The sequence below is a fragment of the Nitrosopumilus sp. S6 genome (genome assembly GCF_054515815.1).
This window is the reverse complement of record NZ_JBTNRI010000012.1, coordinates 17,646-41,375: the sequence shown is the minus strand read 5'-3', so window position 1 is coordinate 41,375 and position 23,730 is coordinate 17,646. Positions and strand designations below refer to the sequence as shown.

25 protein-coding genes, 1 tRNA gene and 1 other RNA gene are annotated in these 23,730 nt (G+C 34.0%); 16 read left to right on the top strand and 11 right to left on the bottom strand.

Translation table 11 applies throughout. The features are described from left to right. Positions 1-12: 12 nt before the first annotated feature. The 7 genes from ACX12B_RS08080 to rnpB all read left to right on the top strand — a co-directional run bounded on the left by ACX12B_RS08080 (position 13) and on the right by rnpB (position 5,063). A complete protein-coding gene (locus ACX12B_RS08080; RefSeq protein WP_459353506.1) occupies positions 13-399 on the top strand; it encodes a hypothetical protein in 387 nt (128 codons plus the stop codon). Positions 400-402: 3 nt separating this feature from the next. Continuing rightward, positions 403-1,281 carry an NAD(P)-dependent oxidoreductase gene (locus ACX12B_RS08075; RefSeq protein WP_459353505.1) on the top strand — a complete coding sequence of 293 codons (879 nt, stop codon included), beginning with the start codon at positions 403-405 and terminating at the stop codon, positions 1,279-1,281. A gap of 53 nt (positions 1,282-1,334) precedes the next feature. Beyond that, positions 1,335-2,096 (top strand): SDR family NAD(P)-dependent oxidoreductase, encoded by a 762-nt coding sequence (locus ACX12B_RS08070; RefSeq protein ID WP_459353504.1) that lies wholly within the window; start codon positions 1,335-1,337, stop codon positions 2,094-2,096. A gap of 227 nt (positions 2,097-2,323) precedes the next feature. Then, complete coding sequence (locus ACX12B_RS08065; protein ID WP_459353503.1) at positions 2,324-2,533, top strand: hypothetical protein; 210 nt, start codon at positions 2,324-2,326, stop codon at positions 2,531-2,533. A 48-nt stretch (positions 2,534-2,581) separates the two neighbouring features. After that, the gene (locus ACX12B_RS08060) at positions 2,582-3,790 is read left to right on the top strand and encodes an NAD(P)/FAD-dependent oxidoreductase (protein WP_459353502.1); all 1,209 of its coding nucleotides are present in this window, start codon (positions 2,582-2,584) and stop codon (positions 3,788-3,790) included. A gap of 331 nt (positions 3,791-4,121) precedes the next feature. Beyond that, positions 4,122-4,745, top strand: coding sequence for a class I SAM-dependent methyltransferase (locus tag ACX12B_RS08055; protein WP_459353501.1), 624 nt, complete (start codon positions 4,122-4,124; stop codon positions 4,743-4,745). Between the two features lie 37 nt (positions 4,746-4,782). Further along, positions 4,783-5,063, top strand: an RNA gene (rnpB, locus tag ACX12B_RS08050) — RNase P RNA component. 4 nt (positions 5,064-5,067) lie between these two features. Here the strand turns inward: rnpB and ACX12B_RS08045 are convergent. After that, on the bottom strand, positions 5,068-5,367 hold the full coding sequence (locus ACX12B_RS08045) for a hypothetical protein (RefSeq protein WP_459353500.1): 300 nt from the start codon (positions 5,365-5,367) through the stop codon (positions 5,068-5,070). A 29-nt stretch (positions 5,368-5,396) separates the two neighbouring features. After that, positions 5,397-6,764, bottom strand: a complete 1,368-nt coding sequence (locus tag ACX12B_RS08040) for a hypothetical protein (protein WP_459353499.1) — start codon at positions 6,762-6,764, stop codon at positions 5,397-5,399. Positions 6,765-6,879: 115 nt separating this feature from the next. Here ACX12B_RS08040 and cofD point away from each other — a divergent pair, with 115 nt between their 5' ends. The 3 genes from cofD to ACX12B_RS08025 all read left to right on the top strand — a co-directional run bounded on the left by cofD (position 6,880) and on the right by ACX12B_RS08025 (position 9,467). Beyond that, a complete protein-coding gene (cofD, locus tag ACX12B_RS08035; RefSeq protein ID WP_428326698.1) occupies positions 6,880-7,800 on the top strand; it encodes a 2-phospho-L-lactate transferase in 921 nt (306 codons plus the stop codon). Position 7,801: 1 nt separating this feature from the next. Continuing rightward, entirely contained in the window at positions 7,802-8,440 is a 639-nt protein-coding gene (gene cofC, locus ACX12B_RS08030) for a 2-phospho-L-lactate guanylyltransferase (protein WP_459353498.1), read from the top strand. Between the two features lie 118 nt (positions 8,441-8,558). Beyond that, on the top strand, positions 8,559-9,467 hold the full coding sequence (locus ACX12B_RS08025; RefSeq protein WP_014962921.1) for a transcription initiation factor IIB: 909 nt from the start codon (positions 8,559-8,561) through the stop codon (positions 9,465-9,467). On the opposite strand, the gene ACX12B_RS08020 is transcribed toward ACX12B_RS08025, so the two are convergent. Beyond that, the gene (locus ACX12B_RS08020; RefSeq protein ID WP_459353497.1) at positions 9,456-10,445 is read right to left on the bottom strand and encodes a CPBP family intramembrane glutamic endopeptidase; all 990 of its coding nucleotides are present in this window, start codon (positions 10,443-10,445) and stop codon (positions 9,456-9,458) included. The genes ACX12B_RS08025 and ACX12B_RS08020 overlap by 12 nt on opposite strands. Before the next feature lie 6 nt (positions 10,446-10,451). Continuing rightward, the gene (gene yciH, locus ACX12B_RS08015; protein ID WP_141975992.1) at positions 10,452-10,760 is read right to left on the bottom strand and encodes a stress response translation initiation inhibitor YciH; all 309 of its coding nucleotides are present in this window, start codon (positions 10,758-10,760) and stop codon (positions 10,452-10,454) included. A 102-nt stretch (positions 10,761-10,862) separates the two neighbouring features. Here yciH and ACX12B_RS08010 point away from each other — a divergent pair, with 102 nt between their 5' ends. From ACX12B_RS08010 to ACX12B_RS08000, 3 genes are read left to right on the top strand one after another with little or no spacing between them, the layout of a single operon-like run. Continuing rightward, positions 10,863-11,186 carry an Sjogren's syndrome/scleroderma autoantigen 1 family protein gene (locus ACX12B_RS08010; RefSeq protein WP_459353496.1) on the top strand — a complete coding sequence of 108 codons (324 nt, stop codon included), beginning with the start codon at positions 10,863-10,865 and terminating at the stop codon, positions 11,184-11,186. A gap of 42 nt (positions 11,187-11,228) precedes the next feature. Further along, a complete protein-coding gene (locus ACX12B_RS08005; RefSeq protein ID WP_141975998.1) occupies positions 11,229-11,393 on the top strand; it encodes a preprotein translocase subunit Sec61beta in 165 nt (54 codons plus the stop codon). A 7-nt stretch (positions 11,394-11,400) separates the two neighbouring features. Continuing rightward, positions 11,401-13,146 carry a DUF2070 family protein gene (locus ACX12B_RS08000; protein ID WP_459353495.1) on the top strand — a complete coding sequence of 582 codons (1,746 nt, stop codon included), beginning with the start codon at positions 11,401-11,403 and terminating at the stop codon, positions 13,144-13,146. Here ACX12B_RS08000 and ACX12B_RS07995 read toward each other — a convergent pair. Next, entirely contained in the window at positions 13,130-13,783 is a 654-nt protein-coding gene (locus ACX12B_RS07995) for a hypothetical protein (RefSeq protein WP_459353494.1), read from the bottom strand. The genes ACX12B_RS08000 and ACX12B_RS07995 overlap by 17 nt on opposite strands. Positions 13,784-13,863: 80 nt before the next feature. On the opposite strand from ACX12B_RS07995, the gene ACX12B_RS07990 reads away from it, so the two are divergent. Further along, entirely contained in the window at positions 13,864-16,326 is a 2,463-nt protein-coding gene (locus tag ACX12B_RS07990; protein WP_459353493.1) for an ABC transporter substrate-binding protein, read from the top strand. On the opposite strand, the gene ACX12B_RS07985 is transcribed toward ACX12B_RS07990, so the two are convergent. The 4 genes from ACX12B_RS07985 to ACX12B_RS07970 form a co-directional block, all read right to left on the bottom strand. Next, on the bottom strand, positions 16,311-16,802 hold the full coding sequence (locus ACX12B_RS07985) for a DUF367 family protein (RefSeq protein WP_459353492.1): 492 nt from the start codon (positions 16,800-16,802) through the stop codon (positions 16,311-16,313). The two genes, ACX12B_RS07990 and ACX12B_RS07985, sit on opposite strands and share 16 nt — an antisense overlap. 34 nt (positions 16,803-16,836) lie before the next feature. Further along, positions 16,837-20,124 (bottom strand): lamin tail domain-containing protein, encoded by a 3,288-nt coding sequence (locus ACX12B_RS07980; RefSeq protein ID WP_459353491.1) that lies wholly within the window; start codon positions 20,122-20,124, stop codon positions 16,837-16,839. Between the two features lie 138 nt (positions 20,125-20,262). Continuing rightward, a complete protein-coding gene (locus ACX12B_RS07975; RefSeq protein WP_459353490.1) occupies positions 20,263-20,508 on the bottom strand; it encodes a hypothetical protein in 246 nt (81 codons plus the stop codon). 136 nt (positions 20,509-20,644) lie between these two features. Next, a tRNA-Pro gene (locus ACX12B_RS07970) sits at positions 20,645-20,721 on the bottom strand. A gap of 72 nt (positions 20,722-20,793) precedes the next feature. Between ACX12B_RS07970 and map the strand changes: the two genes are divergently transcribed. Continuing rightward, positions 20,794-21,687 (top strand): type II methionyl aminopeptidase, encoded by an 894-nt coding sequence (map, locus tag ACX12B_RS07965; RefSeq protein ID WP_459353489.1) that lies wholly within the window; start codon positions 20,794-20,796, stop codon positions 21,685-21,687. 1 nt (position 21,688) lies between these two features. Here the strand turns inward: map and ACX12B_RS07960 are convergent, their stop codons facing one another. Both ACX12B_RS07960 and ACX12B_RS07955 read right to left on the bottom strand, forming a co-directional pair. Next, complete coding sequence (locus ACX12B_RS07960; RefSeq protein WP_459353488.1) at positions 21,689-21,871, bottom strand: hypothetical protein; 183 nt, start codon at positions 21,869-21,871, stop codon at positions 21,689-21,691. Further along, positions 21,868-22,989 carry a DUF1512 domain-containing protein gene (locus tag ACX12B_RS07955; protein WP_459353487.1) on the bottom strand — a complete coding sequence of 374 codons (1,122 nt, stop codon included), beginning with the start codon at positions 22,987-22,989 and terminating at the stop codon, positions 21,868-21,870. Before ACX12B_RS07955 ends, ACX12B_RS07960 begins: the two co-directional genes overlap by 4 nt. A 138-nt stretch (positions 22,990-23,127) precedes the next feature. Between ACX12B_RS07955 and ACX12B_RS07950 the strand changes: the two genes are divergently transcribed. After that, positions 23,128-23,688: a TATA-box-binding protein gene (locus ACX12B_RS07950; protein WP_012214981.1), complete on the top strand. Its 561-nt coding sequence runs from the start codon at positions 23,128-23,130 to the stop codon at positions 23,686-23,688. Positions 23,689-23,730: the final 42 nt, after the last annotated feature.

The following is a 23,730-nucleotide window of genomic DNA, read 5'->3' as shown; positions in this document are numbered from 1 at the left end:
GTGGTTTTGTAGATGAGTGATTCAGAAACTTTTGGAGTGGAAAAAGGTCACGGGGAAGAAGTAGTTACATGGTTAAATGAATATGCAAAATCTCAAAAAACAAAACTTGAGGCAAGACTGTATGGGTATACCGTATCTACAAAGAATTTTGGAGATTTTGAAATGTTCTCATGGATTGGGGATGTTCAAGTGGCTAGAAAAATGATAATCAAAGCAAGTAAAAGATTCAAAGTTAAAGTTATCGAAGGAGGATACAAACCAAAAGACAAAGTATTCAGTATGAAAAAATTTGATTTTGCAAAAGTCAAAAAAGGAGACAAAACAGTTGGACAATTAAAATTTGCAGTTACAAGATTTGGAAATGGGCATTGGGAAATTGAAGAAGAGGAGCGTCATTAGAATATGAAAAAAATAGGAATCATAGGATTAGGAATACTAGGAAATGCAGTAGCACTACATTTGTTAGATTCAGGGTTTGAAGTTACAGTTTTCAATAGAAATAAAGACAAAACAATTCAAGCAAAAGAAAAAGGTGCAATAGTTGTAGATTCTCCTAAAGAAGTTGCACAGAAATCAGATTTGGTAATAATAGTAGTAAAAGATGCTGAAGCAGTAAAACAAGTGTCGTTTGGTGAAAAAGGAATTGTCAAAGGAGAAAATCAAAAATTAATTGTTGCAGATATGAGCACAATAGATCCTTTAGAGTCAAAAAATATTTCAGTAAAGTTTCAGGAATTTAACATAAACAAATTAGATATCCCTGTCATGGGAGGCCCTAATGTAGCAATTACTGGGGATTTAGTAATGATGGTGTCAGGAGATAAAGAAAGTTTTGAAGAATGCAAAAATATCTTTGAAAAAATTGCAAACAAAGTATTTTTCTTAGGAGAAAAAGGAGTTGCACATTCCATCAAGTTAGCAATGAATCTTCAAATCACAATGCTTGCACTTGCATTATCAGAAGGAATCACACTAGTCAGAAAATCAAATGTAGATCCTAAAATTTTTCTAGAGATTTTAAATTCTACTTATTTTAAAACCGGAATGAGTGAAAACAAGGCATTCAAAATGATTGATGGAAAATATGAGCCAACATTTACACTTGAAAATCTCAAAAAAGATATCACCACAATGACAAATGCTGCAAAATCTCTAGGACTTGAGTTACCCATGATAAAAAAAGCTGAAGAAGTTTATGAAAATGCAGTAAAAGAAGGATTAGGCAAGATCGACTATACAGGAATTATCGAATATATTAAAAGAATTAACGAATCTAAATAATCAAGAACGAAATTCAACAAAAATTCTATAAGCTATTACGAGTATACTATATTGTGAAATTAAGCGATAAAGTTGCAATTGTTACAGGGGCATCAAGTGATATCGGAAAAGGTATTGCCAAGAAATTTGTCGAAGAAGGAGCAAAAGTAGTTCTTGTTGCAAGGAATTTAGAAGGATTGGAAAAGGCAAGAAAAGATATAGGAAATGAGGACTCCACAGTACCCATTACTTGTGATTTGACAGATGAGTCTCAAGCATTACAAGTTGTTAATCAAATCATGGACACGTATGGAAAAATAGACATTCTTGTTAACAATGCAGGTGTAATTAATGACCCAGTACATTTTCATGAAATGCCAAACTCAGAAATTCAAAAACTAATCAATGTAAACTTGATGGGAGTGTTTAACATGACAAAAGCTGTTTTGACAAAAATGTCAGACGTCAAAAGTGGTTCTATTGTAAACATTGGTTCCATCTCAAGTGAAAGAGCAATTCCACGAGTTCATTTAGCAGTGTATTCTGCCACAAAAGCAGCAATCCCCATGTTTACAAAATCAATTGCAGTAGAGTATGCAAGAAGAAACATTAGATGTAATTGTGTTAATCCTGGAATAATTAATTCAGGTTCAATCAAACCATATCTTGATGATCCTCAAGCAAGAAAAGTACTCGAAGAAAGATTACCACTTGCAAGAGTTGGAGAACCAGAAGATGTTGCAAATGCAGTAGCGTACTTGGCTTCAGATGAAGCAAGTTGGGTTACTGGAACAATTCTAAATGTTGATGGTGGAAAGACAGCTTCAGAAGGATAGACATTTCTCAGGTCGAAGAGATCTCATGATTCCTTTTCCTCAAATATACACGATAACTTAGGCCGGTGACAAGCATTATGATTCCAGTAACTGCAGACCACATAACAAAAGACGAGATTTCAGATTCATCCATGAAAAATAAGGGATTTTTAAACATCTAAAGTTTCGGATCAGGAAGATGATTGTGGCTCTGAAACATCTAAATAGATTTGATATTGTGTAAAATTATGCCTGAATTCACATGTCCAGAATGTGGAAAACGACTATTTCACGAGAATGAAACTACATTAAAAATAGAAGAGACGATTCATTCAAAATTCTGCAGAAAGTCAGAAGGTGAAACTCACAGTTACATGCATAGAGACCCAGCACATATGAGTACATTTGATCCTGAAAGAGAAAATGATTCAAACGGTGTGCCTGTATTGAAAAAATAATTTTTTAGACCTCAAAATTATATCCTAGATGTTATTGATTCAAACCAATTGTCAGACACTTATGATTTAGTTGTTGTAGGAGGAGGTCCTGCAGGATCATCAGCTGCATATGCTGCTTCAAAAAACGGATTGAAAGTAGTCTTAATTGAAAAAGAAGAATCAATTGCAGAATCAGTTAGGACTAGCGGAGTTACGTGGATTCAAAACATCAAAGAGTTTGGAATTCCAGATGATTGTTATAATCCAGTAAAGAATTTTGTATTTTATTCACCAAACAACAAAGTAAGTATTGGGGACGAGATTGCACGTTCTGCAGTACTAGATGTAAGAAAGACGTATCGGTGGCTGGCATCACAAGCAGAAACAGAGGGTACTGAAATTTTTGTCAATACTACGGTAAAAGAAGCAATCAAAGATGAGTCAGGAAAAATAATTGGAGTAAAAGCAACTCGAAATGAAAAAGAAATTGAGTTTTATGGAAAGATAATCATTGATGCTAGTGGTTTTCAATCAACTGTTGCAAAATCAATGGGATTGGTTCAACAGTGGGAGAGATTTGGGGCCGGGGCAGAATATGAAGCAAGAGTAGAACATGTTCAAGCAGATACATGGTGGTTGATGGTTGGAGAAAAATATTCACCTGCAGGATATGCATGGATTTTTCCTTTAGGGAATAATATTGCCAGAATTGGAGTAGGTATTGGAAAGCCAGATTCCCCAGTAGACCCAACAACCAGACTAAAAGAACTCATTGAAAACAAAGAAGGTCCAATTGCAGATTTGGGAAAAATTGAACCAATAGAATTCCATTATGGGTTAATTCCAAATGATGGGCTTTCAAGAAAAACAGTTTATGATAATTTAATTTTGGTGGGAGACTCTGCAGGTCAAGCAAACCCATTGGTCTTAGAAGGAATCCGTTATGCAATAAAATTTGGAAGAATAGCAGGAGAGGTTGCATCAAAAGCAATCAAGGCAAATGATACTTCAGAGAAAATACTATCAGAGTATGAAGATAATTGGAAAAAAGCGATTGAGTCTAAAATAAAATCTGCAGGAAAAGTTCAAGACAGATGGATTGGGCTAACTGACGAAGATTGGGATAAAGAATTAGATATCATTAGTGAGTTAAAGCCAGAAGAATTTTTAGATTTTATTAAAGCAGACTTTGGGTTATCAAATATGCTAAAACTTGCAACTAGTCATCCAAAACTAGCAGTAAGACAATTGTTTAATTTGGTTAAGGGTAGAAATTAGGAAGATCAAGCCATGGCAACTACCCTAGGGTAGTTGCCAGACTTGAAAAAGGGCACGGTATTGGTCTGGTTTGTCTTAGTAGACATACAAATAGAATGAAACTGCTCAGTTGTGCTAAGAGCACAATCTTGACAAATCATGCTATTTGGCTTCATACAATAAGCACATTTTGTATGCTCAGTTAATTTTCCACCACATGTTCTACATGATTCATCAGGCATTTCTATTCAAACAATGTTTGTAAAAATTGAATATAAGGCGCACGTAGAAATTATTCATATCAATGATCAGTAAGACGAAGATTATAATGTAAAATAAAAAAACAAAACACATGGACAAAGTTAGAAAAACATTTGACGAGTGGGCTCAAAACGGCAGAGCAGAGTTAATGGAGGTAGAACATGGAAAAAATGTATCAAAATTTTTGAATACAATATCATTTGATGAGCCATTTACATTTCTTGATGTAGGTTGTGGGAATGGATGGGTTGTAAGAAAAATTGCTAAAGAAAATAATTGTAAAAAAGCAATAGGAATTGATAAAAGTAAAAAAATGATTATTCAGGCAAAAAAGAAGAAAGACAGTAAAAAAGAAGAATTTGTACACACAGATATAGAATCATGGAAATACAAAGGAAAATTTAACTTTATTTTCTCAATGGAGACACTTTATTATTCAGATTCCATAGAAGAGGCACTCAAAAAAATATACAAGTTGTTAAAACCAGGAGGCCAGTTTTTTTGTGGGACTGATTTTTACACAGATAACAAGGCAACTGCCAGATGGGCAGACATTATGAAAATCCAAATGCATTGGCATTCAAAAAAAGAATGGAAAGAATTTTTTCAAAATGCAGGTTTTCAAGTAAAAACCAAACACATCAAAGATTTGAAAAGTAGAAAAAAATGGAAAAGAGAATTCGGGACTTTGTTCATCATAGGCACAAAAAACTAGGCAATATTCAAATTCGATAAATCAAAAGTATAGTTATGTGAGCTGGAGCACGACACGCTGCTACGGCAGAGGAAACTCCTCCCTCCATACAGGATATGTGATCTGGAGATAGATAATCAGAGATGATTGGCAACGGAGCAGAAAAAAAATCCAATATGGCGCACTGTGATGGTGAAAACCTGAGATTTCCATAAAAGGAATGAAAAAGCCGACCCACATGGAGCAAAGCCAAACAGAACTGTAAGTTCCTGTACTAAGTTCAGGTAGGCTGCAAAGCGAAATATCGTGAAAACAGAAGGAGGGTTACTCCCAGCACACATTTTTAATTTTTAATTTCATAATACTCAACTGGATGAGAAAACTGTCTGTTGTAATCTACTTCTCTCCAAAATTTTTCGTCATCAATTTTTCTCCCTTCAGAAATCCAAACGTTTAGGATTTTTTGCATATACATTCTAGTTGTCTCATCAATCTCAGGACGAGTTCCAGTTTCTTTTTCTATTCTGTCTCTTTCTTCTTTGAATGTCTTGAGTAATCCCTTGAGAGTTTTCCCATTAATTTGAGCAGCCTTTTTTGCTTTAGCAGATTGCAATTCTTTTTTAAGATTTGATAAAAACCCCATTAGCAAAACTAGAGAAAATTTCTAAAAAACTAACTCATAGAGTTGACTTGTTCTTTACAGATATCTGCGTTACAACGACATGTTGCATCACATAAACATGCACCTTGCATTGCACAATCACATTCAGAGCCCATCTCGGCTGAGGCAGCACATCCACATGCTGCTTCTTCTTCAGTAGCAGGAGTTGCTGCTTGTGGTGGAGGTGTTGAATTTGAAGAGTTATCATAAACGCTTCTTGTTTGTTGATAGTCATTATCATCTTTGAGTTGTGCTTCACCTCTGTTGGTTTGATAGCCACCAGATGAAGAACTAGTTTGGTAGCCTTGGAGTCTATCAGGAGATATTCCTTGTTGGCCTGTTTTCTCGTTCTTTAGAGCACGATTACTAAACATAAAGAATGCACCACCTGCAATACCTGCAATTGCTGCCATTCCATAAATTATCATCACAGGGAAATCACCTGTTGATGTAGTAGCATAATCTTCTGGAGGAGTTGGAGTTACACCTGCAATTTCAACACCATCAAAAATATCTAAAGCACCAAATCCAATTGCATACAAGTTTCCTTGGTCTGATGATTGAACACTTCTAACAACATAAAGTTGATCTGCCATAATTTCGGCTTCAAAGACTCTTTCTACCTGTCTTCCTTCTCTGATACTACTTTCACCCATAGTCCAGCTAGAAACAACATATCCAGCAATCTCATCACTTAGACCAAATGTTCCAGCATCAACATTGATACCAGTTGGGTCAAACAAAAAGTGCCAGTTTGTTAGTGGTTGTTTTAAGATAAAGTTAGCATCAATAAGATTTCTATGTAAAACATCTTCAGCTTCAGTTCCTACAAAGAAGGCTGCTGCTTCAGGTTCCATTTCAAGTAAAATGTTAATTGGGAAATTGAGTTCATGTCCATCAATTACAACGTCATCAGTTGCAGTTAATCCTCTCCATCCTAAATCAACCAAAGTTTTTTGAGAGTCTTTAGTGATTACATAGTTTGAAAGAGTTCCTTCAAGAATCACTCTATAATCAACAGAAGTGTTGATGTTTCTTGCTTTAAGGTGAATATCATAAGAGACTTTCAAGTCAGAAATGTGAGCCTGGCTGCCATCTGCTTTAATTTTATCATTGAGTTGTTTCATCAAATTTTTAACACCAGGATCTGAGGAATCTGCAGTTCCTTCAACAGTCCATTCTTGACCTCTCAAGACATCAAATAGGTCTCCGCCATTTGGATACTCGATAAATACTGTTTTTTGATAATTCATCTTAAATGGAGAAGTCTCATTGTTTGGGTTTATTCTTGCATCCATTTGGGCACCAAAAACAGAACCAGTTGAACCTACTATGATAAGACCAGCGAGTAAAACGGTTAAAACGGCTACCCTAGACACGATCTAGAGAGCAATTATTTGTAGTAATAAACTTATCCAACATAATGATCGCAAATTTTTGAAAAAGTAATATGGAGTAAGCGTTGCAGACTTTGCAGTTTTAGGAGAAAATGGCATGATTACAGTTTTAGCAGGAGGAACAGGTTCAGTCAAACTAGTTAGAGGATTAGTATCTCAAGAATCTAAAGTCAATGTTGTAAGTAATGTTGGAGATAATTATTGGTTGTACGGACTCTATGTATGTCCAGATATTGACACAATAGTATACGGATTAGCAGATTTATTAGATTCAGAGAAAGGTTGGGGAATCAAAAAAGACACATTCAACTTTTTGCGTCAAATGGAAGTATTTGGAGAAGAGACATGGTTTAGAGTTGGAGACAGAGATGCTGCAACTCACCTGATTAGAACAAACATGTTAAAGAATGGAAAAAATCTAAGTGATATTACAAAATGGATGTGTGAAAAATTTGCAGTTAGTGCAAACATCATTCCAGTAACTGACAACAGTATTGAAACAAGAATTATCACAGACAAAGGAGAATTACACTTGCAAGAATATTGGGTAAAACATAGAGGAAAAGATCCTGTTGAAGGAATTCAATATATCGGAGCAGACAAAGCACGTCCAAATCCTGAAGCAGTTAATGCAATACATGATGCAGACATGGTAATTTTAGCTCCAGGAAATCCGCTAACATCAATTGGCCCAATGCTTCAAATTAAAGGAATTAGAAAAGAGTTATCAAAAATTAAGAAAAAGGTAGTTGCAATAAGTCCATTAATTGGAGATAATGCAATTAGTGGTCCTGCTGCAAAATACATGCAGGCTGCAGGTATAGAATCAAATGCCTATGGGTTAGCAAAAATGTATTCAGATGTATGTTCTAACATAATTGTAGATACTAAAGATAGAATGCTCTCAAAGAAGATTCAAAGTTTAGACATGAAAGTCTTTGAAACAAAAATTACTATGAAAAATAAATTAGCTGAAGATGCATTAGCAAATTTCATTCTAAAACAAGTACACGTGTAATTTGAAAATAGCTGCAATAATTCCTGTAAAGACTTTCTCTAATGCAAAGACGCGTTTAGAGTTATCTCCGCAGAAAATAGAGGATTTGTGCAAAGTGATGTTAGAAGAGATTCTACACACAGTTTCAATCTCACCTCAAATTGATAAAATAGTAATGGTGACAAAAGAGAAAAAAGCAATTGAGATTGGAGAAAAGTTCAATACTCATACAATAATTGATGAGAAAGAGGAAAGCGTCAACGGTGCAGTTGCACTAGCAGACAAGTATCTATTAGAAAATAATTTTGATGTATCAATTGTTTTTCCTCAAGATATACCCTACATCAAAACACAAGATATTGACTTTATGTTAAACTACAAATCACCACCTAATTTTGCAATAATTGTTCCATCAAGGAGGTTTGATGGAACTAATGCACTTGTAAGAATGCCAATTGATCTGATGGAGACCCATTACGATGAAGACAGTTACAAAATTCACATGAATACTGCAAAAGAGCACACACTAAATGTTGCAATGGTATTTGTAAAGAGAATCATGTGGGATGTCGATAATGTTGAAGACTTGAAATTCCTTTTAGAACAAAAAGAAAAGCCAAACATTGCAGAAAAAATTAAACAGATTTTAGAAACAGCGTAAAAAAATCAAAAAAATACTCAAAAATAGTCTTTTTTTAGGTACGATCACCAACAGACTTATAAGTAATGTTTTAGAAAATGTTAAATATTATCATAAAAGGTTTTGGGAGATATAAAGAATGGTTAAAACAGTAAATCCAAAGGACAGATGTCCAAGATGTGGAAAGGGCACACTAGTAACAGATGCAAACACTGGTGAGAATTTTTGTGGTAAATGTGGATTTGTAATTACAGATAAAGTAGAAGAGTCAGGTCCAGAATGGAGATCATTTTCAAACGAAGGTGAAAACAAAAGCAGAGCAGGAGTTCCAACATCACTTGCCATGCACGATATGGGATTGGCAACTGTAATCAATCCTCAAAACAGAGATGCAACTGGAAAACCACTAACAGCCTCTATGAAAAGTACCATTGAGAGATTAAGAACATGGGACAGTAGAAGTCAAGTTCACGAGCCAGTTGATAGAAACTTTAGACAAGCATTTAGTGAATTAGATAGACTAAAAGACAAACTTGCAGTAGGAGATGCAGTAATTGAAAAAGCAGCTTATATTTACAGAAAAGCATTGGAGAAAGGACTAGTCAGAGGACGTTCCATTTCAGCTTTGATTGCATCAGCATTGTATGCTGCATGTCGTGATACTGAAACACCAAGAACACTAAAAGATATAGGACAAGCAAGCAACATCAAAAGAAAAGATATTGCAAGATGTTACAGGTTATTGTTAAGAGAATTAAATTTGAAGATGCCAGTAGTAGATCCAATCAAATGTATTTCAAGGATTGCAAGTAAAGCAGGTCTATCAGAAAAGACAAAGAGAAAAGCAACAAAGATTTTACAAACTGCAGAAGAAAACAAAATCTCAGCAGGAAAAGATCCTATGGGATTAGCAGCAGCTGCATTGTATGTTGCATGTGTAACAAACGGTGAAAACAAAACACAAAGAGATGTAGCAGAAGCTGCAGGAGTCACAGAAGTGACAATCAGAAATAGATACAAAGGCTTGAAAGTAGCCTTAAATCTCTAGTGTCGACTCTTTTTTAGAATAATATCTATTCAAAAACACCATACACACAGACAATATGCCTGATGTTAAAAGTAGTAGTTCCAGAGTAGACATTAACGAATGTGAAAATGCACTCTCTATAGATATAGAGTTAATCTGAGATAAGAAATTTGCATAAGAGAATATGAAATAATTTGTAGCCCAATGAATTAGTAAAGATGCAACAAATCCAAACCTAAGATAAACCCATCCTAGTATAATTCCACCAGCAGTTGCTTGAGCAAATTTACCTTCACTCCAAGATTCTGCAAATGCAATATGTGCAAATCCAAACAACACACCAACAAAGACAATCAAGAAGATTGCTTTTTTAGAATCATGAATATCAAGATTCCTAGGAGACCACAAGCATTTGAAGAAGTATTTTACAGATGACCTACTAGAATAAAGTGCAAATAATGGAATTCCAACTAAAATTAAACGGAACCCAATCTCTTCTATTAAAGGTGCAAGTGAGACATAGAAAAATTGTATCAAGTCATTATCATCAAGTGGAGGGACTGTAACAATTCCAAATTGTTCTTGTACAAAATTAATCAATGCAGAAACTAATACCAGAATAGATAGCCATTTGGTAACACCAAGCATATAGTTTGAAGTTGAATCATATTTTCCAAAAGAGATGATGGATGTAAATGATTTTAAAAATCCTGTTTTAGGACCTAAAATGGCAATCACAAACAATACCACATAAAAAATCCACAAACCAACAAATACATCACCTATACTAACATCAGATGCAGTTTGATAGACAGACGTTCCTTCAAATAATTCTAAATGAGTTACAGGAAAATCATAATTAATATCACCACCAATATCACTTTCAAAAATGACAAAGATCCCTATCGGAAAAGAGACTAAAAGTAATCCAAAGATTACTGAAAGTAATGCAGTAAAAGGTATTCCAATAGCTTGGAGAAGTTTGTTTTGATTTTGCAATTTATTTTAATGTAATTCTATAGTTTCTTCAGCAAAACCTAGATTAGTCAAAGTTTCTTTGATGGTATCACGATGATCACCTTGCAAGAAAATGTAACCTTCTTTAGCAGTTCCACCACATGCATACTTGCTTTTGAGTTCTTTTGCAACAGTCTCTAAATTATTTAGTTTAGGATCCAAGCCTTCAATCATAGTACCTTTTTTCTTAAATCGTCTTGTTTCTAATCGAATTATAATTTTGGTGCTATCTTTGGCAAGTTCACCGCATGCACACAAGTCTTCTGGAAGACCACAAGTATTACAAATTACTGCCATTCGTTCGAAATAAATTCAATTATACGCACTATTAAGCCTTGTTTGAAATGATGCATTTTAAAAAATAATGAGATTTTTTAGATAGAAAATGCAAGAAAAACAGTGTCAAAAGATCTCACAAAAAAAGCAGCAGAGATGTTACTGCAAGGAGCAACGTTACTTAGTGAACCATGCCCATATTGTAAGGGGGTAAGAGTGATGAAAGAGGGTCATGCATTATGCATAAGTTGCGGTAGAGAGCCTGAGAAAAAAGAGATCCCAGAAATTAAAGAAAAAGAAACCCAATCACCACTAATTGAAACTCTAGAAAAGAAACTTGCAGGTTTATCAAAAGAACTAGAAGAAGAAAAAGATCACACAAAGCAACAAGATATACTAAAATCAATTAATTCATTGTTAGAGACAATAGAAAAGGTAAAAAAATAGACAATAAAGTATTTATGTCAAAATCCTTGTTTTCGAATTAGAATGGCAGATAAGAAATCAGCACCACTTCCAGCATCAAGTGGAGGTCTCATGAGATTCTTTGAAGATGAGACAAAGGGATTCAAATTGGATCCAAGAATCGTAGTATCAATTCCTATTAGTTTAATTTCAATATCATGGGTTATCGATATCTTTTTAGCTCCCTGAATAAACAATGGAAAACGCACCAGACGATGTTTCAAATATCCACAACAGGTTCTCCCTTACTTTAGTTAATCCATCATCACATTACTTTTCATTATTCGTATCATTAGGAGTAGCTGCAATAATTTCACTCACTACACTTTTGGGATATTTGGGAACAAGTATTGAAGAATCATGGAATGTGGTTCTAGTAGTAATTGTAGTTCTTTTCTTAACACAGTTACTTGATACAAGATTCACAAAGAAAAAAGAGTACTCAAAGTCGTTACACTCTTCGTTATTTGCAAATATGTTGTGGGCGGCAACTGTATTGTTAGGATTACTGGCAAGTTTTGTATTAGGTAAAGAGACATCATTATTCTTTGTAACTTTTGGAATGTTCTTGTTTGCAAGTTTTAGAATTGGAATTTACACCACCACATTAGGAGCAAGTCTCAAGAAAGCATGGGCAATTTGCTTTGTTCAACCACTAGCAATGTTTGCAGTTCTAATTCCACAAGATTTGTGGGTTCCAATGCTAAGTGAACCAATGGCATTGTTTTATGGAATTTCATTTATGATAATTGCAAGTGTGTGGTCAGTACTTACAGATAGAGCAGGAAGACCTGGAATGGAAAGTACTCACAAAACAATTCAAGCATATCTTGCATCACAAAAAAATGATCATACAGAAGCTGAAGAAATAATGGAAGAGCGTTCTAGCCAAACCAAAGTAGCAACTTCACAAATCAGATTATCTGCAAATGATGGAGGTAAAGAATTCCGAATGGTGCTACCTGAAATCCACCCAGGGCCATATCATCCTGTAGGAGGAAGCAACATACCATATTTGATTTACAAAAATTTGTCATCTTCAGCAATGGTAATGCATAGCATATCAGATCATGCGCTAAATCTTCCATCAAAAAATGAAGTTGAGAATTATCTAAAAAATTTAGAAAATAGCAAAGTCAAAGAAGAGGGATTGCAATGTACAGAGCCTGTAACTGTACAAATTAACAAAGCAAGAGTGATTGGATTGCTATTTGGAAAGAATCCCTTACTATTCTTATCATTATCACCACACGGGATGGAAGATATTCCAAATTATATGAAAAATGATATTGAACAATATGCTAAAAACAGAAATTACTCAAAACCGCTAATCGTTGATTGCCACAATGCAATGGGAGAGGAAATTTCAAATGAAGATGGGGAAGATATGCTAAAAGCTGCAAAGTCTTGTTTGGATACTCTAATTACAAAAGATAGTTTTCCAATTGAATTTGGATATGCAAATTCAGATGACATGGATGTGTGGACAGAAGATTTAGGAATGGGAGGATTAGGAATTGTTTGTCTTAAAATTAATGAAAAGAAATACTTTCTTGGTTGGGCAGATGCAAACAATATGGAAAATGGTGTAAGAGAAAAAATCATAGATTTGTTTGCAAAAAAAGACCTTCAATTACTTGAGATTTGTACATCAGATACTCATTATGCTCCAGTTAAAGCCAGAAATAGAAACGGATACTATCAATTGGGGCTGATCACAAGTGCAGATAAACTTGCAAAGTGGTTCTTAGAGATTGCAAACAATGCTGAATCAAGCACTACAACTGCAAAGTTTGAGATTTTAGAAAACGAGACAGAGGTTAAAGTTATGGGACAGGGAATCTATGAAGACTATTCAAAGGCATTAGATAATTCATTAAAAATTACCAAAGGATTCGTGATTGGAGGAGTAATATTCTTCATAACTAGTCTTTTTCTATAGTTTTCATCTGTTCAATATTACCATAAAACTCATCAACAAATGACGAGAATTGAAATATTGGCACTATAGGTACGTTTTCAATGAAATCTACTTTGTCTTGATATAACGTAACTATAACAGGGACAGCGATTGCACCTTGTGTTTTTGCAACATATTGTCTTGTTCGTTCAATTTGTTTTTTAACAACAGATGAAAGAGACGACATACTGTAGCGTTTCCAGTGTTTACAATCAATTAGTATTGCAACACCCAACCTAATTCCTACAACATCAATCTCCATTCTAGGTTTTGTGAGCATCATATTTTTTATGACAGCAAAATTTTTTGAAGATAGTATTTCGGCAGTTAATCCTTCAAAGTCTTTCCAATCTAGAGCAACAGAGATTTCATCGATAGATAATCCCTTCTCAAGTAAATATATTGCAATTTTTAGTTTATCACCTTCTTCAAAATAGTAAAAATTATCTTGTTTATTTCCAATTTGATTTTTGACAAATTCATCTAAAATTATTTTTGATTCAGTCTCAGTCATTTTAGTGACAGCAGAAAAATCTTTAGCAGAAACACCACCCGGAATAATTCCTTTTAGGCCAACAATCATTTTGTGATTTACTTTCAATTGAAATTCATGAATCATGAAAGGAATTTAGGTTTTAAGAAATAAAAGAACAGGGTATTATGATATAGGTTTTATTATGAGCCTCTTAAATTATTGATATGAAAAAATTGCTAGTTTTCATACTAGCTCTTTCAATTGTAATTATTGGACATAATCAGGTGTTTGCAGAAAAAAATGTGTTTTTTGATTCTGTAAAATTTATTCAGTATCTTGATGAGAATACAGCACTAGAAGAAGTTCGAAATGGCAATCTAGACATTTACTATTACAGAATTTCATCAGATAGATTAGAAAACAATCAAGCCAGAGAAGGATTACAAGTGTTTGATTCAACTGGAGGATCATACAGCATTCTAGTAAATCCAGCAGAATCTGAAAATTTCAACCCATTTTCAATTAAAGAAATCAGATTTGCTTTGAATTATTTGGTAGACAGGAAATTAATCGTAAATGAATTGATGGGAGGATACGGGGCACCAATAATCTCATACTATGGACCAACAGATCCTGAATACCTAACAATACTAGAAGAATTAGAGAGATTCAATTTCAAGTACAATCCGGCACTTGCAGAAGAAATGATCACAAATGCACTAAAAGAAAGAGGAGCAATAAAAATTGATGAAAAATGGCAAATAGATGAAACACCAATAGAGATTAGAATTTTCATCAGAAGTGACGACCCAGTTAGAAAATCAATTGGGGAGATTTTGGCAATAGAATTAGAGAGAGTGGGATTCTCAGTCAAGAAAGATTTTGGCGATTTGAATAAAGCATTTGTTGTGGTATATGGTTCAAATCCCTCGGATTTGAAATGGAGTTTGTATACAGAGGGATGGGGGCGTTCAGCATTTGTAAAATATGATTCAGTGGGATTAGGTCAAATGTATTCTCCATGGTTTTCAAATATGCCAGGATTCAATGACCCGTCATACTGGAATTATGAAAATGCAGAATTAGATGAAATTACACAAAAAATCTACACAGGTAATTTTGAAACTGTTGAGGATAGATCAGAGTTGATTCAAGATGCAATTGTTGAAGGAATTAATGAATCTGTGAGAATTTTTCTAGCAAGTAAAATTGATCAGTACGTTGTAAATGAAAAAGTAAGTGGAGTTGTAAATGACTTTGGAGCAGGAGTACCAAGTAGATTCACTCCAATTAATGCACAAAGTCAAAAAGACGAACTAGTAATTGGAGTCAAACAAATCTATCAAGGAGCATGGAATCCAATTATGGGTTTAACGGATAGTTATAGCAGACATATTTGGGGAATAGTGTCAGATCCTGGAACATTCAAACATCCTTTTACTGGAGAAACATTTCCAGTTAGAACAAATTGGCAGGTAGAGACTGGAGGTCCAAATGGAGAGATTGTAGTTCCAACAAAAGCAGTTATGTGGAATCCAGAAATACAAAAATGGGAAAACATCAAACCAAATACAGTATCTAAAAGCAAAGTAATTTTTGATTTTAGTTTTGGGAATTGGCATAACGGTCAAAAAATAGACATGAATGACATTATGCATTCTTTGTATTTTACAATTGAGTGGGGAACACAAACAGATGAAAATGACAGGACGTTTGATACAGAATTTACCCCAAGAGCTGCTCAGAGTATTCAGACAATAATTGGCGTAAATCAAATTGATGAAGACACTATCGAAGTTTATGTAGATTATTGGCATTTTGATGAAGGGGAGATTGCAGATTGGGCAGTCATTTGGAATACAATGCCTTGGGAGATTTCTGCAGCAATGGAGAAAGCAGTACTAGATGGTAAAGTGTCATTTTCTAGATCAGGTGCAACAAATAAGAATGTGAATTGGTTATCATTAATCATTCCAAATGATGCAGATCTTATCAAAAATTATTTGCAAGAGTTTAGAGATTCAAATCACATACCCGTTTCATTAAAAAATAACAATTTAGAATCAAAATATTTCCAAGAAAGATTTGACTCATCTATAAAATGGATTGAAGAAAACAATCATGCAGTAATTAGTAACGGGCCATTTTATCTAGAATCATACTCACCTGAATCACGAACAATCACAGTAAGTTCATTTGAAGATGATTCATATCCATTTAAAGTTGGAAGTTGGTCAGAATTTGAAAATCCAGAATTCCCACTAATTACAGGAATAGAATTAGACAATGTAATTGAGAGAGGAACAGAATTTTTAATCAAAATTGAGGCTAAAAATACAGATTCAATCTTGTATTTTCTAACAAATAGTAAAGGTAACATGATTTCATCGCAATCAATAGATGTTGTTGAAGACAAAATCAGCATCAATATAGATTCAGCAGATTCAGAGAAATTGCAAGTAGGAACAAGCAATGTAAAGATTTTTGCAGTGTCTGATTCAGTTCTTAAACCAGATTTTTACGAAACAAGTTTCATCGTAACTGAAATGAAAACAGAGTTACCCAACAGTTCTTCAGAAGATATAGAATTTTTAGAAAATAAACAAAGTTATGAAATTTGGATAATTCCAATAGTAATAATTATTGGAATTATTATTTTACTAAAGAAACATTACAGCAAGCCATAGTCTTTTAGAATTAATTCAATTTGTTCTTCATTTTCTAATTTCAAGTATTCATCAAATAAATTTTGATTCAATTCATAGAATGTATGACCCCACTTGAATTTTTCAAGTAATTCTAAACCTTGTTCCTTTTGTCCTAAAATGAACAAGGATGCTGCCAAAGCTTCAACAGTGGTTAATTTATTTAATTTTGCATAGTTTACAGGATTTCCTGCAAGCAATGGTGGAAGTTTTCGTTTTATTCCATTAAATTTTTTTGAGAATGCTTGATCAGCCAAATTCCAAGAACAATCAATACCAACAATGGAGTTGATTAATGATTTGTCTTTTGGCATCAAGGTGTTTTCTGAGAAAGGATCCAAAACTAAGCCCTTTGTTCCAATTTTTTTAATGTTTTGAGCAAGACCAAACTTTACCATTTTGGCAGCTGTGCATTTTTTGGGATCATCTTGATAAAACATTAAAACTTGAAGTTTCATTTTAAATAAGTTCCAAGTGAATAGTATTTTGAACTTACTCTAAAGCTTTGTAAGTTACCTTGTAATAGAATCTAGAAACTTGATCATCTTTGAGCACTTCTATATTCCAATCAGAATTAGGTAAGAATGATTCAGAAGATTCAGGTAAAATGCTAAATTTTTCTAGGCGTACATCAGAGCCACTGTACCTTACATTTAGGTTCATTCCATCAACTTCAACAGTATCATAGATTTGTCCAGGTTTTCTAGTAGATTCACTAACAAGACAGTCAACATCAGGACCAATTATACAAATACCACTTTGAGAGGAAACCTTAAGATTTACATCTGAAACATCATCTCTAATCGGAGTAAGTAAAGAACCGGAAACAACTCTTGGCGAAAGTGTTACATCATCTATAGTTTTTTCAAGAGTTGAAACAGAAATTGTTGTATCAGGAATTCTGTTTTCTTTTTCAATTACTGTTTCTAATTTTGGTGTAGGTGGGGCTTCAACAACATTGAATTTGAGATGTTTTGTTTCAAAGTCAGCATCAATTGTTACTTCATATGTTCCAATTGAAGTTAATGTGTTTTTGATTGGGAATTCATGGATAAATGAGCCAGAAGGACTAGGACGAATTGATTTTACTGTGCCAACATGTGCACCACAAATAAAAGAACCACAAGTTATTTCTGAATCAGATTTTTTAATAATGCTTACATCATATGCTTCCAAGTAAATTAATTTATTTGGTTTTCCATAAATGATAACTGTATCACCAGGATGATATTCAGTTTTATCGGTAGATACTAATAATGATACAGGTTCGTCAACACCAAAAGCGAAGTCGTTAGCTACACTAAACATCGAAGTTGTTTGAGTGGTTGAATAAATGGCCTTTACAGAATAAAGACCTTCACTGAATATAGTTGGAGGTAATTCAAACAAACTAGAAAATTCACCCCCTTGTTTTGGATAAACAGCTGCTTCATGGATTTGTTTGTATGGGAATGTGCCATCTAAAACTTTGATAATTACACGTTCTGGTACTACTAGACCTTCTTCACCTTGTTGACGAGGAATGACATTTCCAACTACTTTGAGTCTCTCTCCAGCCTGATAGAGGGATTTTTCAGTAGTGACAAAAAGAGGAGTCGTAGATATTGAATCATTTTCAGGATCAGGTGAAACTTTAAACAATAAATTCTTACTATATGTATCTCCAGCAACTCTAATCTTGTAAATTCCAAAATTAGAATTTACAACATCTCGGTCACCATCATCTTTCAAAGTCTGATATCGCTCTGAAATAGGAGTTGTCCACGACCAAGAAAACCTTTGGTTATCAACAAAAGTACCATAGGTGGTTTTTGTACCATCAGGCCTGGTAATTGAAATAGTGACAGAACGGTCATTAGGGATTATACCACTAACAATAACTTTCTCACCTAAACCATAAACATCTTTATCAAGAGAAACCCCAATACCACCAGCTAAATTATCGACAATATCAAAAGAAGTAGTTGCAGAAAAATCAAGATACTTAGCAGTAATCATATATGTTCCTTCAGAAAATATTCCTCTACTAATATCCGCAGTTAGAGAAAAAGTACCACCAGTTTCAGGTATAGCCGTGAATTCATAACTTGTAGTGATACTACCTTTACCTCCAGAAGCTCCTTGATTTATTCCAGATGGAACCGCAATCATTGAGAGAGGTTGTCCATCTTTATCTTTAAACGAAATTAAAACAATAGGAGTTTCAAAACTTGTTCTATCCACAGGGTTCTTTATTTGACCACGGATTACAAGTTCATTATCCATAGTAAAATCATAGACAAGTTTGTTTGTAGTAATAACTAAAGGATCAGTTATAGGAACATAATTTTCAGGATCTTTTACAACAAATATGGTCTTTTTTACAGAGCCAATATCTTTTGAAACTTTAATTTTGTAATCACCTAATCTGGTATCAGCGTTAGGAATAGTAAACGAATATTTGAATTTACCATCACCATCCATTCTAACCACATCTAAAATTTTCAAAACATTACCACCACCAAGTTGATTGCCAGTACCCAAAGCAAGACTCTTTGTTTGGACTATTTCTAAATCAAGCGATGGAATCCAAACATCATTTACACGTCCGGTGATTGTAACAGATTCACCAGGAGCATAAACTTCCTTGTCAGTCCAAAGAGATATTGGGACAGTTTCCTTGATATCTTCAACTACATCAAATGTAACTATTGCAGATTTGTCAAAGTATTCACCAATTATTTCATAAGTTCCATAAACAGGATTTACAGTGGATAAGAAAATACTAGTCTTGAATTGGCCATTTACAGGAAATAAATTGCCATTATAGACAGTATTTCCTGCTGAATCAGTTACAGTAAATTTCATTCCTTGGAATTCTATAATATCAGTAGCAGTACCAGTAATAGATACCATTTGACCTGGAAGGTATTGGGATTTATCAGTAGTCAGACTCAAAGAACCTTCTTGTTGTTGTTGTTGTTCAAAGATTTCATGTCCTACAGAAAATGAAGTGTTTGCAGTTGAACCAGCATAAGATGCAGTTATGTTATAATCGCCTTCATTAATTCCCAAGACTTTTTGCAATCCCAAAGTTGTTTTGAAATTTTTATTCAAGTCAGGATACAAAGTTAATGTTCTATCAAAATTAGGCCCAGTGATTTTTACAGTGATTACTGCAGGCTGGAAGAAAGGTTTTTCAACAAATACGGATTTAGAAACACTTCCTTTTATCACAGCGGTTTCTCCAAACAAATAAGAGGACTTGTCAGAAGAAAGGGTAACAGATATCTCATCTTTTTGTTGTTCTTGGACTAGTTTACCATTACTAGAACCAGAAGTAGATGTTACAAATTTCCAATCATTAGAGTTATCTAGATCATAACCATCATAGATTCTCTGCCAAGATGTAAAATCATTTTTAATATCTGAAAGTATTGGGGTCTTGTCAATTACAATTCCATTGGCATCACGTAATTCAACGGACTCGTTAATATCAGTAAACCAAACACTTTGGTAAGAAAATGTCAAGAATTGTCCAGGGGCAATAGTAGTTCCAGAACCAATAGTCATGGTTTTCTTTAGAACAGTTGTTGATGCAATCTGCCATCCACTCAAATCAATTTTTGAATCAGTAGGGTTGTAGAGTTCAATCCATTCAGATATTGATTTAGAATCATCGCCAGGAGGATTAATGTCGACTTCGTTAATTACAACATTATCAGCAGTTTGAGCATATGCAGGTACAATAATTCCTGCAAGTAAGAATATAGAAAATACTAAAGATAGATTCCGATTCATTGCTGTTTCCTGTTTTTTCTGACTAGAAGAGTCATTTTAGAATGAAATTGAGGAAAAGTTGAGCTAGTTGTTAAAGTCATATATCTTAAAACCATCAAATATTTTATCATTTTTTCAGTTTTAAGGCATACGTAGGAATCATTCCTGAGAATAGTCACAATTAGGGCATTTTTTCTCATGAATTTTAGCCCCACATTCTAGGCATATGCCTTCACCTACATCTTGCTCGATTAACTGGCGTTTCTTTGCAACATAGAACTTTATTCCAAAATACATGATAATTACAATTATTGCAGCATATGCAGGACTCATGAATGGAATCAATCCAACCATGAAAAGCAATAGTCCAACAATCAAAATAATATCCCTTCTCTCAAATTTCAATAAAACAAAACCTCAAAGAATTGATAAAAACATGCCGGAGCTCAGAGCCATTAGTTTACTTCATATCAAAGTCATTACTCTAACTCTTCCTCATTGCTCGGCAGTATTAGTGGGAGATGATTTGATAATAAGATAATGGTGGGATCGGCGAGATTTGAACGCGCGACCTCTGCGTCCCAAACGCAGAATCATACCAAGCTAGACCACGATCCCAGTAAATCCTAAAAGTCGCCCAATTTAAGCTTCACAGATAATCATTTTAAAGGCACACAGAGGAGCAGAAACGTGCAAACAGAAGAGTACATCAAAGCAGGAAAGATTGCATCAGAAGTAAGAGAGATGGTCAGAGTAAAAGACTGGGTTGGAAAAACAGTTTATGAAATTTGTGAATGGGTAGAAGATGAAATTAGAAAGCGTGGAGCAAAATGTGCATTTCCAGTTAATACAAGTATCAATGAAGTTGCAGCTCATTATACTGCAGAACCAAATGATCCAATTACAATCAAAGATACAGATTTGGTGAAAATTGATCTTGGTGCACAAATTAACGGATACATTGCAGATACAGCAGTAACAGTATGTTACGATCCACAATATGATGGACTAGTACAAGCAGCAGAAGAAGGATTAACAAATGCAATGTCAATGATAAAAGCAGGAGTAAAAGCAAGTGATATTGGCAGAACCATAGAAACTACAATAAAACAAATGGGATACAAACCAATTGCAAATCTTAGCGGTCATTCTTTAGAACAATATACAATTCATGCAGGAAAATCTATTCCAAATATTTGGTCAATTGGAGGATTTTCATTATCAGAGAATTCAGCATATGCCTGCGAACCATTTGTCACAACATCAGAAGGGGGAGGATTTGTCAGAAATGGGCAAATAAAAAATATTTTTGCAATAAACTCTAGAAAGAAAACAAAAGATCCAGATGCAGATAAACTACTTGATTTTATCTGGGAGAACTTTAACATGTTACCATTTGCACTAAGATGGATTACAAAGGAAAGAGATGAAAAAGAAACAAGAGATTTGTTGAATATTTTGATAAAGAAAAAAGCAGTGCAAGCATATCCCGTACTAATTGAAGTAAACGAGCAAAGAGTTGCTCAAGCAGAGCACACATTTATTCCAACAGAAAATGGTGTTACAGTAACTACCAAAGCATGAGTTACTGCTCTATAGTTTCACCAAATATTTTATCAATTACAGTCATCCCATCACAGGAATTACATTTTGCTATTTCTGCAAATAAGACATCGCCTTCAGAGAATTTTCTTTTCTTTTGCATGCCACATTTTTCACATTTTTCAACAGTGTATGCAATTGTAATTTTTTCTTTTGAGAAGATCATTGAGGAATCCCCACAGTGTTTCCAACACCTATAACCACTATAGATTGTCCTTCTTTGGTATTTTCTTTTATCATTTCATAGACTTGTGAACGTACATCATCTGCTTGATCTGCAATTTCTTTTGTCATCAAGGTGATTGCCTCTTTAACTGACTGTTTTACTACAATAGAAAATACAGGAATTTGTTTTTCAGTTGCAATTGCCTCTATGTGGAATTTTTCAGTTCCGATTCCACCAATTGCAGCCCCAAATCCACGAGCCACAGATGCAGAGTCTTCACCTTCCATTTTCAATGCAGCATCAATCATAATTATTGCATCAATTTTATTTTCTAAAGTTATTGATTGTAATGCATCAGCAGGTCTTCCAACAGTAGAACCAGGACCTTCTGCTTTTAATAAAAATAATTTTCTATTTTCAAATTCAGTTTTTGCAACTATAGTTTGAAATGCAACTGTTTCTTTTGGGCTATTTAACATCATTTTCCCAACAACCATAGGTCCAATTCCATCACCAACAGGTTGGCCTGTTTTAAATACTGGAATTGCTTCTTTCATTGCTTCTGCTTGTTCCATTATAAAAGGCAAAATCATTTGTAGCGGCAAAATTAGAGGATAGTTGTTTTGTTTTTTTGCAGTCAAAAACATATGATTAATAATTTTATGAATCATTTGCAATGAAGATGCAATTTCAAGCAAAGTCTGAACTTTGGATAATTCAGTATCATTGATTTCTGAGAAAAGAGATCTTACATGTTCACGAGTATAGTCTTCTCTTGACCTAACTGTGTGATGTACTTTCTCAACAATTCCGTTTGGGTCCATATCAACTGGCATTATAGTAAAATAATCTAAGAACTGATCAATTTTTTTTTCAGGGTTATTTTTTGGGCTCAAATTTTTATTAATATAATTAAGTAATTCATTTCTAGATTCTTCACTAAAGCTACCAAGTTTTTTAATACCTTTTTTAATTTCACCAGAAGTAACATACAATTGAATTCGTTGGCCATAAAAAACAAAAAGAATGATTGGTAAAATCCAAACTAACATCATTAATGGATTAGTGTCATCTTTCATCCCAAACAATTGATCAAAATCAAAATTTGTAAAATCCACTAAGTTCCCCGATCGTCAGATCTCAATTAAACCATTCGTCTATACAAAATAAAGCCAAAAAATTGTGTAAAATGCCTACAGCCATGAAAAAATATGGCGAGTGCTTTTATTATAGTTCAAAATATAAAAAAAACGAATATGCCACAAACCAAACCTATCGTAAGTGTGGAAAATGTAGTAGCTTCAGCATCAGTAGACCAAAAGATGGACTTGAATGAGATTACAAGAACATTTCCAGATGTAGAATATCACCCTGATCAATTTCCAGGATTAGTTTTTAGATTAAAGAGTCCAAAAACTGCAACTTTGATTTTTACTTCAGGCAAAATGGTATGTACTGGTTCTAAATCAGAAGAGATGGCAAGAAAAGCAGTAAAAACAGTTGTCCAAAAACTCCGAAAAGGAGGAATCAAGGTGAAGAAAGATGCAGTGGTAGAAATTCAAAATATTGTTGCATCAATTAACCTTGGCGGAAAAATTCACTTAGAGCAAGCTGCAAGAACATTACCAAGAAGTATGTACGAACCAGAACAATTTCCAGGACTTATTCATAGAATGCTAGATCCTAAAACAGTCATTTTGTTATTTTCCTCAGGAAAACTTGTCTGTACAGGAGCAAAGAAAGAGCCAGATGTTTACAGATCCGTAAATAACTTACATGCATTACTAGAAGAAAAAGATCTTATGATTTATGACTAGTCATAAATCAAACATATTTTCATTAATTTTCTAAATTTTTAG

Excerpts from the sequence above, each read along its gene's own strand:
- ACX12B_RS08080 (WP_459353506.1), top strand. The coding sequence starts at position 13 with ATGAGTGATTCAGAAACTTTTGGAGTGGAAAAAGGTCACGGGGAAGAA.
- yciH (WP_141975992.1), bottom strand. The coding sequence starts at position 10,760 with ATGGCAGTAATTTGTAATACTTGTGGTCTTCCAGAAGACTTGTGTGCA.
- ACX12B_RS08055 (WP_459353501.1), top strand. The coding sequence starts at position 4,122 with ATGGACAAAGTTAGAAAAACATTTGACGAGTGGGCTCAAAACGGCAGA.
- ACX12B_RS07985 (WP_459353492.1), bottom strand. The coding sequence starts at position 16,802 with ATGAAACTTCAAGTTTTAATGTTTTATCAAGATGATCCCAAAAAATGC.
- ACX12B_RS08025 (WP_014962921.1), top strand. The coding sequence starts at position 8,559 with ATGGTTAAAACAGTAAATCCAAAGGACAGATGTCCAAGATGTGGAAAG.
- ACX12B_RS07950 (WP_012214981.1), top strand. The coding sequence starts at position 23,128 with ATGCCACAAACCAAACCTATCGTAAGTGTGGAAAATGTAGTAGCTTCA.
- ACX12B_RS07960 (WP_459353488.1), bottom strand. The coding sequence starts at position 21,871 with ATGATCTTCTCAAAAGAAAAAATTACAATTGCATACACTGTTGAAAAA.
- ACX12B_RS08075 (WP_459353505.1), top strand. The coding sequence starts at position 403 with ATGAAAAAAATAGGAATCATAGGATTAGGAATACTAGGAAATGCAGTA.
- ACX12B_RS07990 (WP_459353493.1), top strand. The coding sequence starts at position 13,864 with ATGAAAAAATTGCTAGTTTTCATACTAGCTCTTTCAATTGTAATTATT.
- ACX12B_RS07980 (WP_459353491.1), bottom strand. The coding sequence starts at position 20,124 with ATGAATCGGAATCTATCTTTAGTATTTTCTATATTCTTACTTGCAGGA.
- ACX12B_RS08065 (WP_459353503.1), top strand. The coding sequence starts at position 2,324 with ATGCCTGAATTCACATGTCCAGAATGTGGAAAACGACTATTTCACGAG.
- ACX12B_RS07995 (WP_459353494.1), bottom strand. The coding sequence starts at position 13,783 with ATGATTCATGAATTTCAATTGAAAGTAAATCACAAAATGATTGTTGGC.
- ACX12B_RS08005 (WP_141975998.1), top strand. The coding sequence starts at position 11,229 with ATGGCAGATAAGAAATCAGCACCACTTCCAGCATCAAGTGGAGGTCTC.
- cofD (WP_428326698.1), top strand. The coding sequence starts at position 6,880 with ATGATTACAGTTTTAGCAGGAGGAACAGGTTCAGTCAAACTAGTTAGA.
- ACX12B_RS08045 (WP_459353500.1), bottom strand. The coding sequence starts at position 5,367 with ATGGGGTTTTTATCAAATCTTAAAAAAGAATTGCAATCTGCTAAAGCA.
- ACX12B_RS08000 (WP_459353495.1), top strand. The coding sequence starts at position 11,401 with ATGGAAAACGCACCAGACGATGTTTCAAATATCCACAACAGGTTCTCC.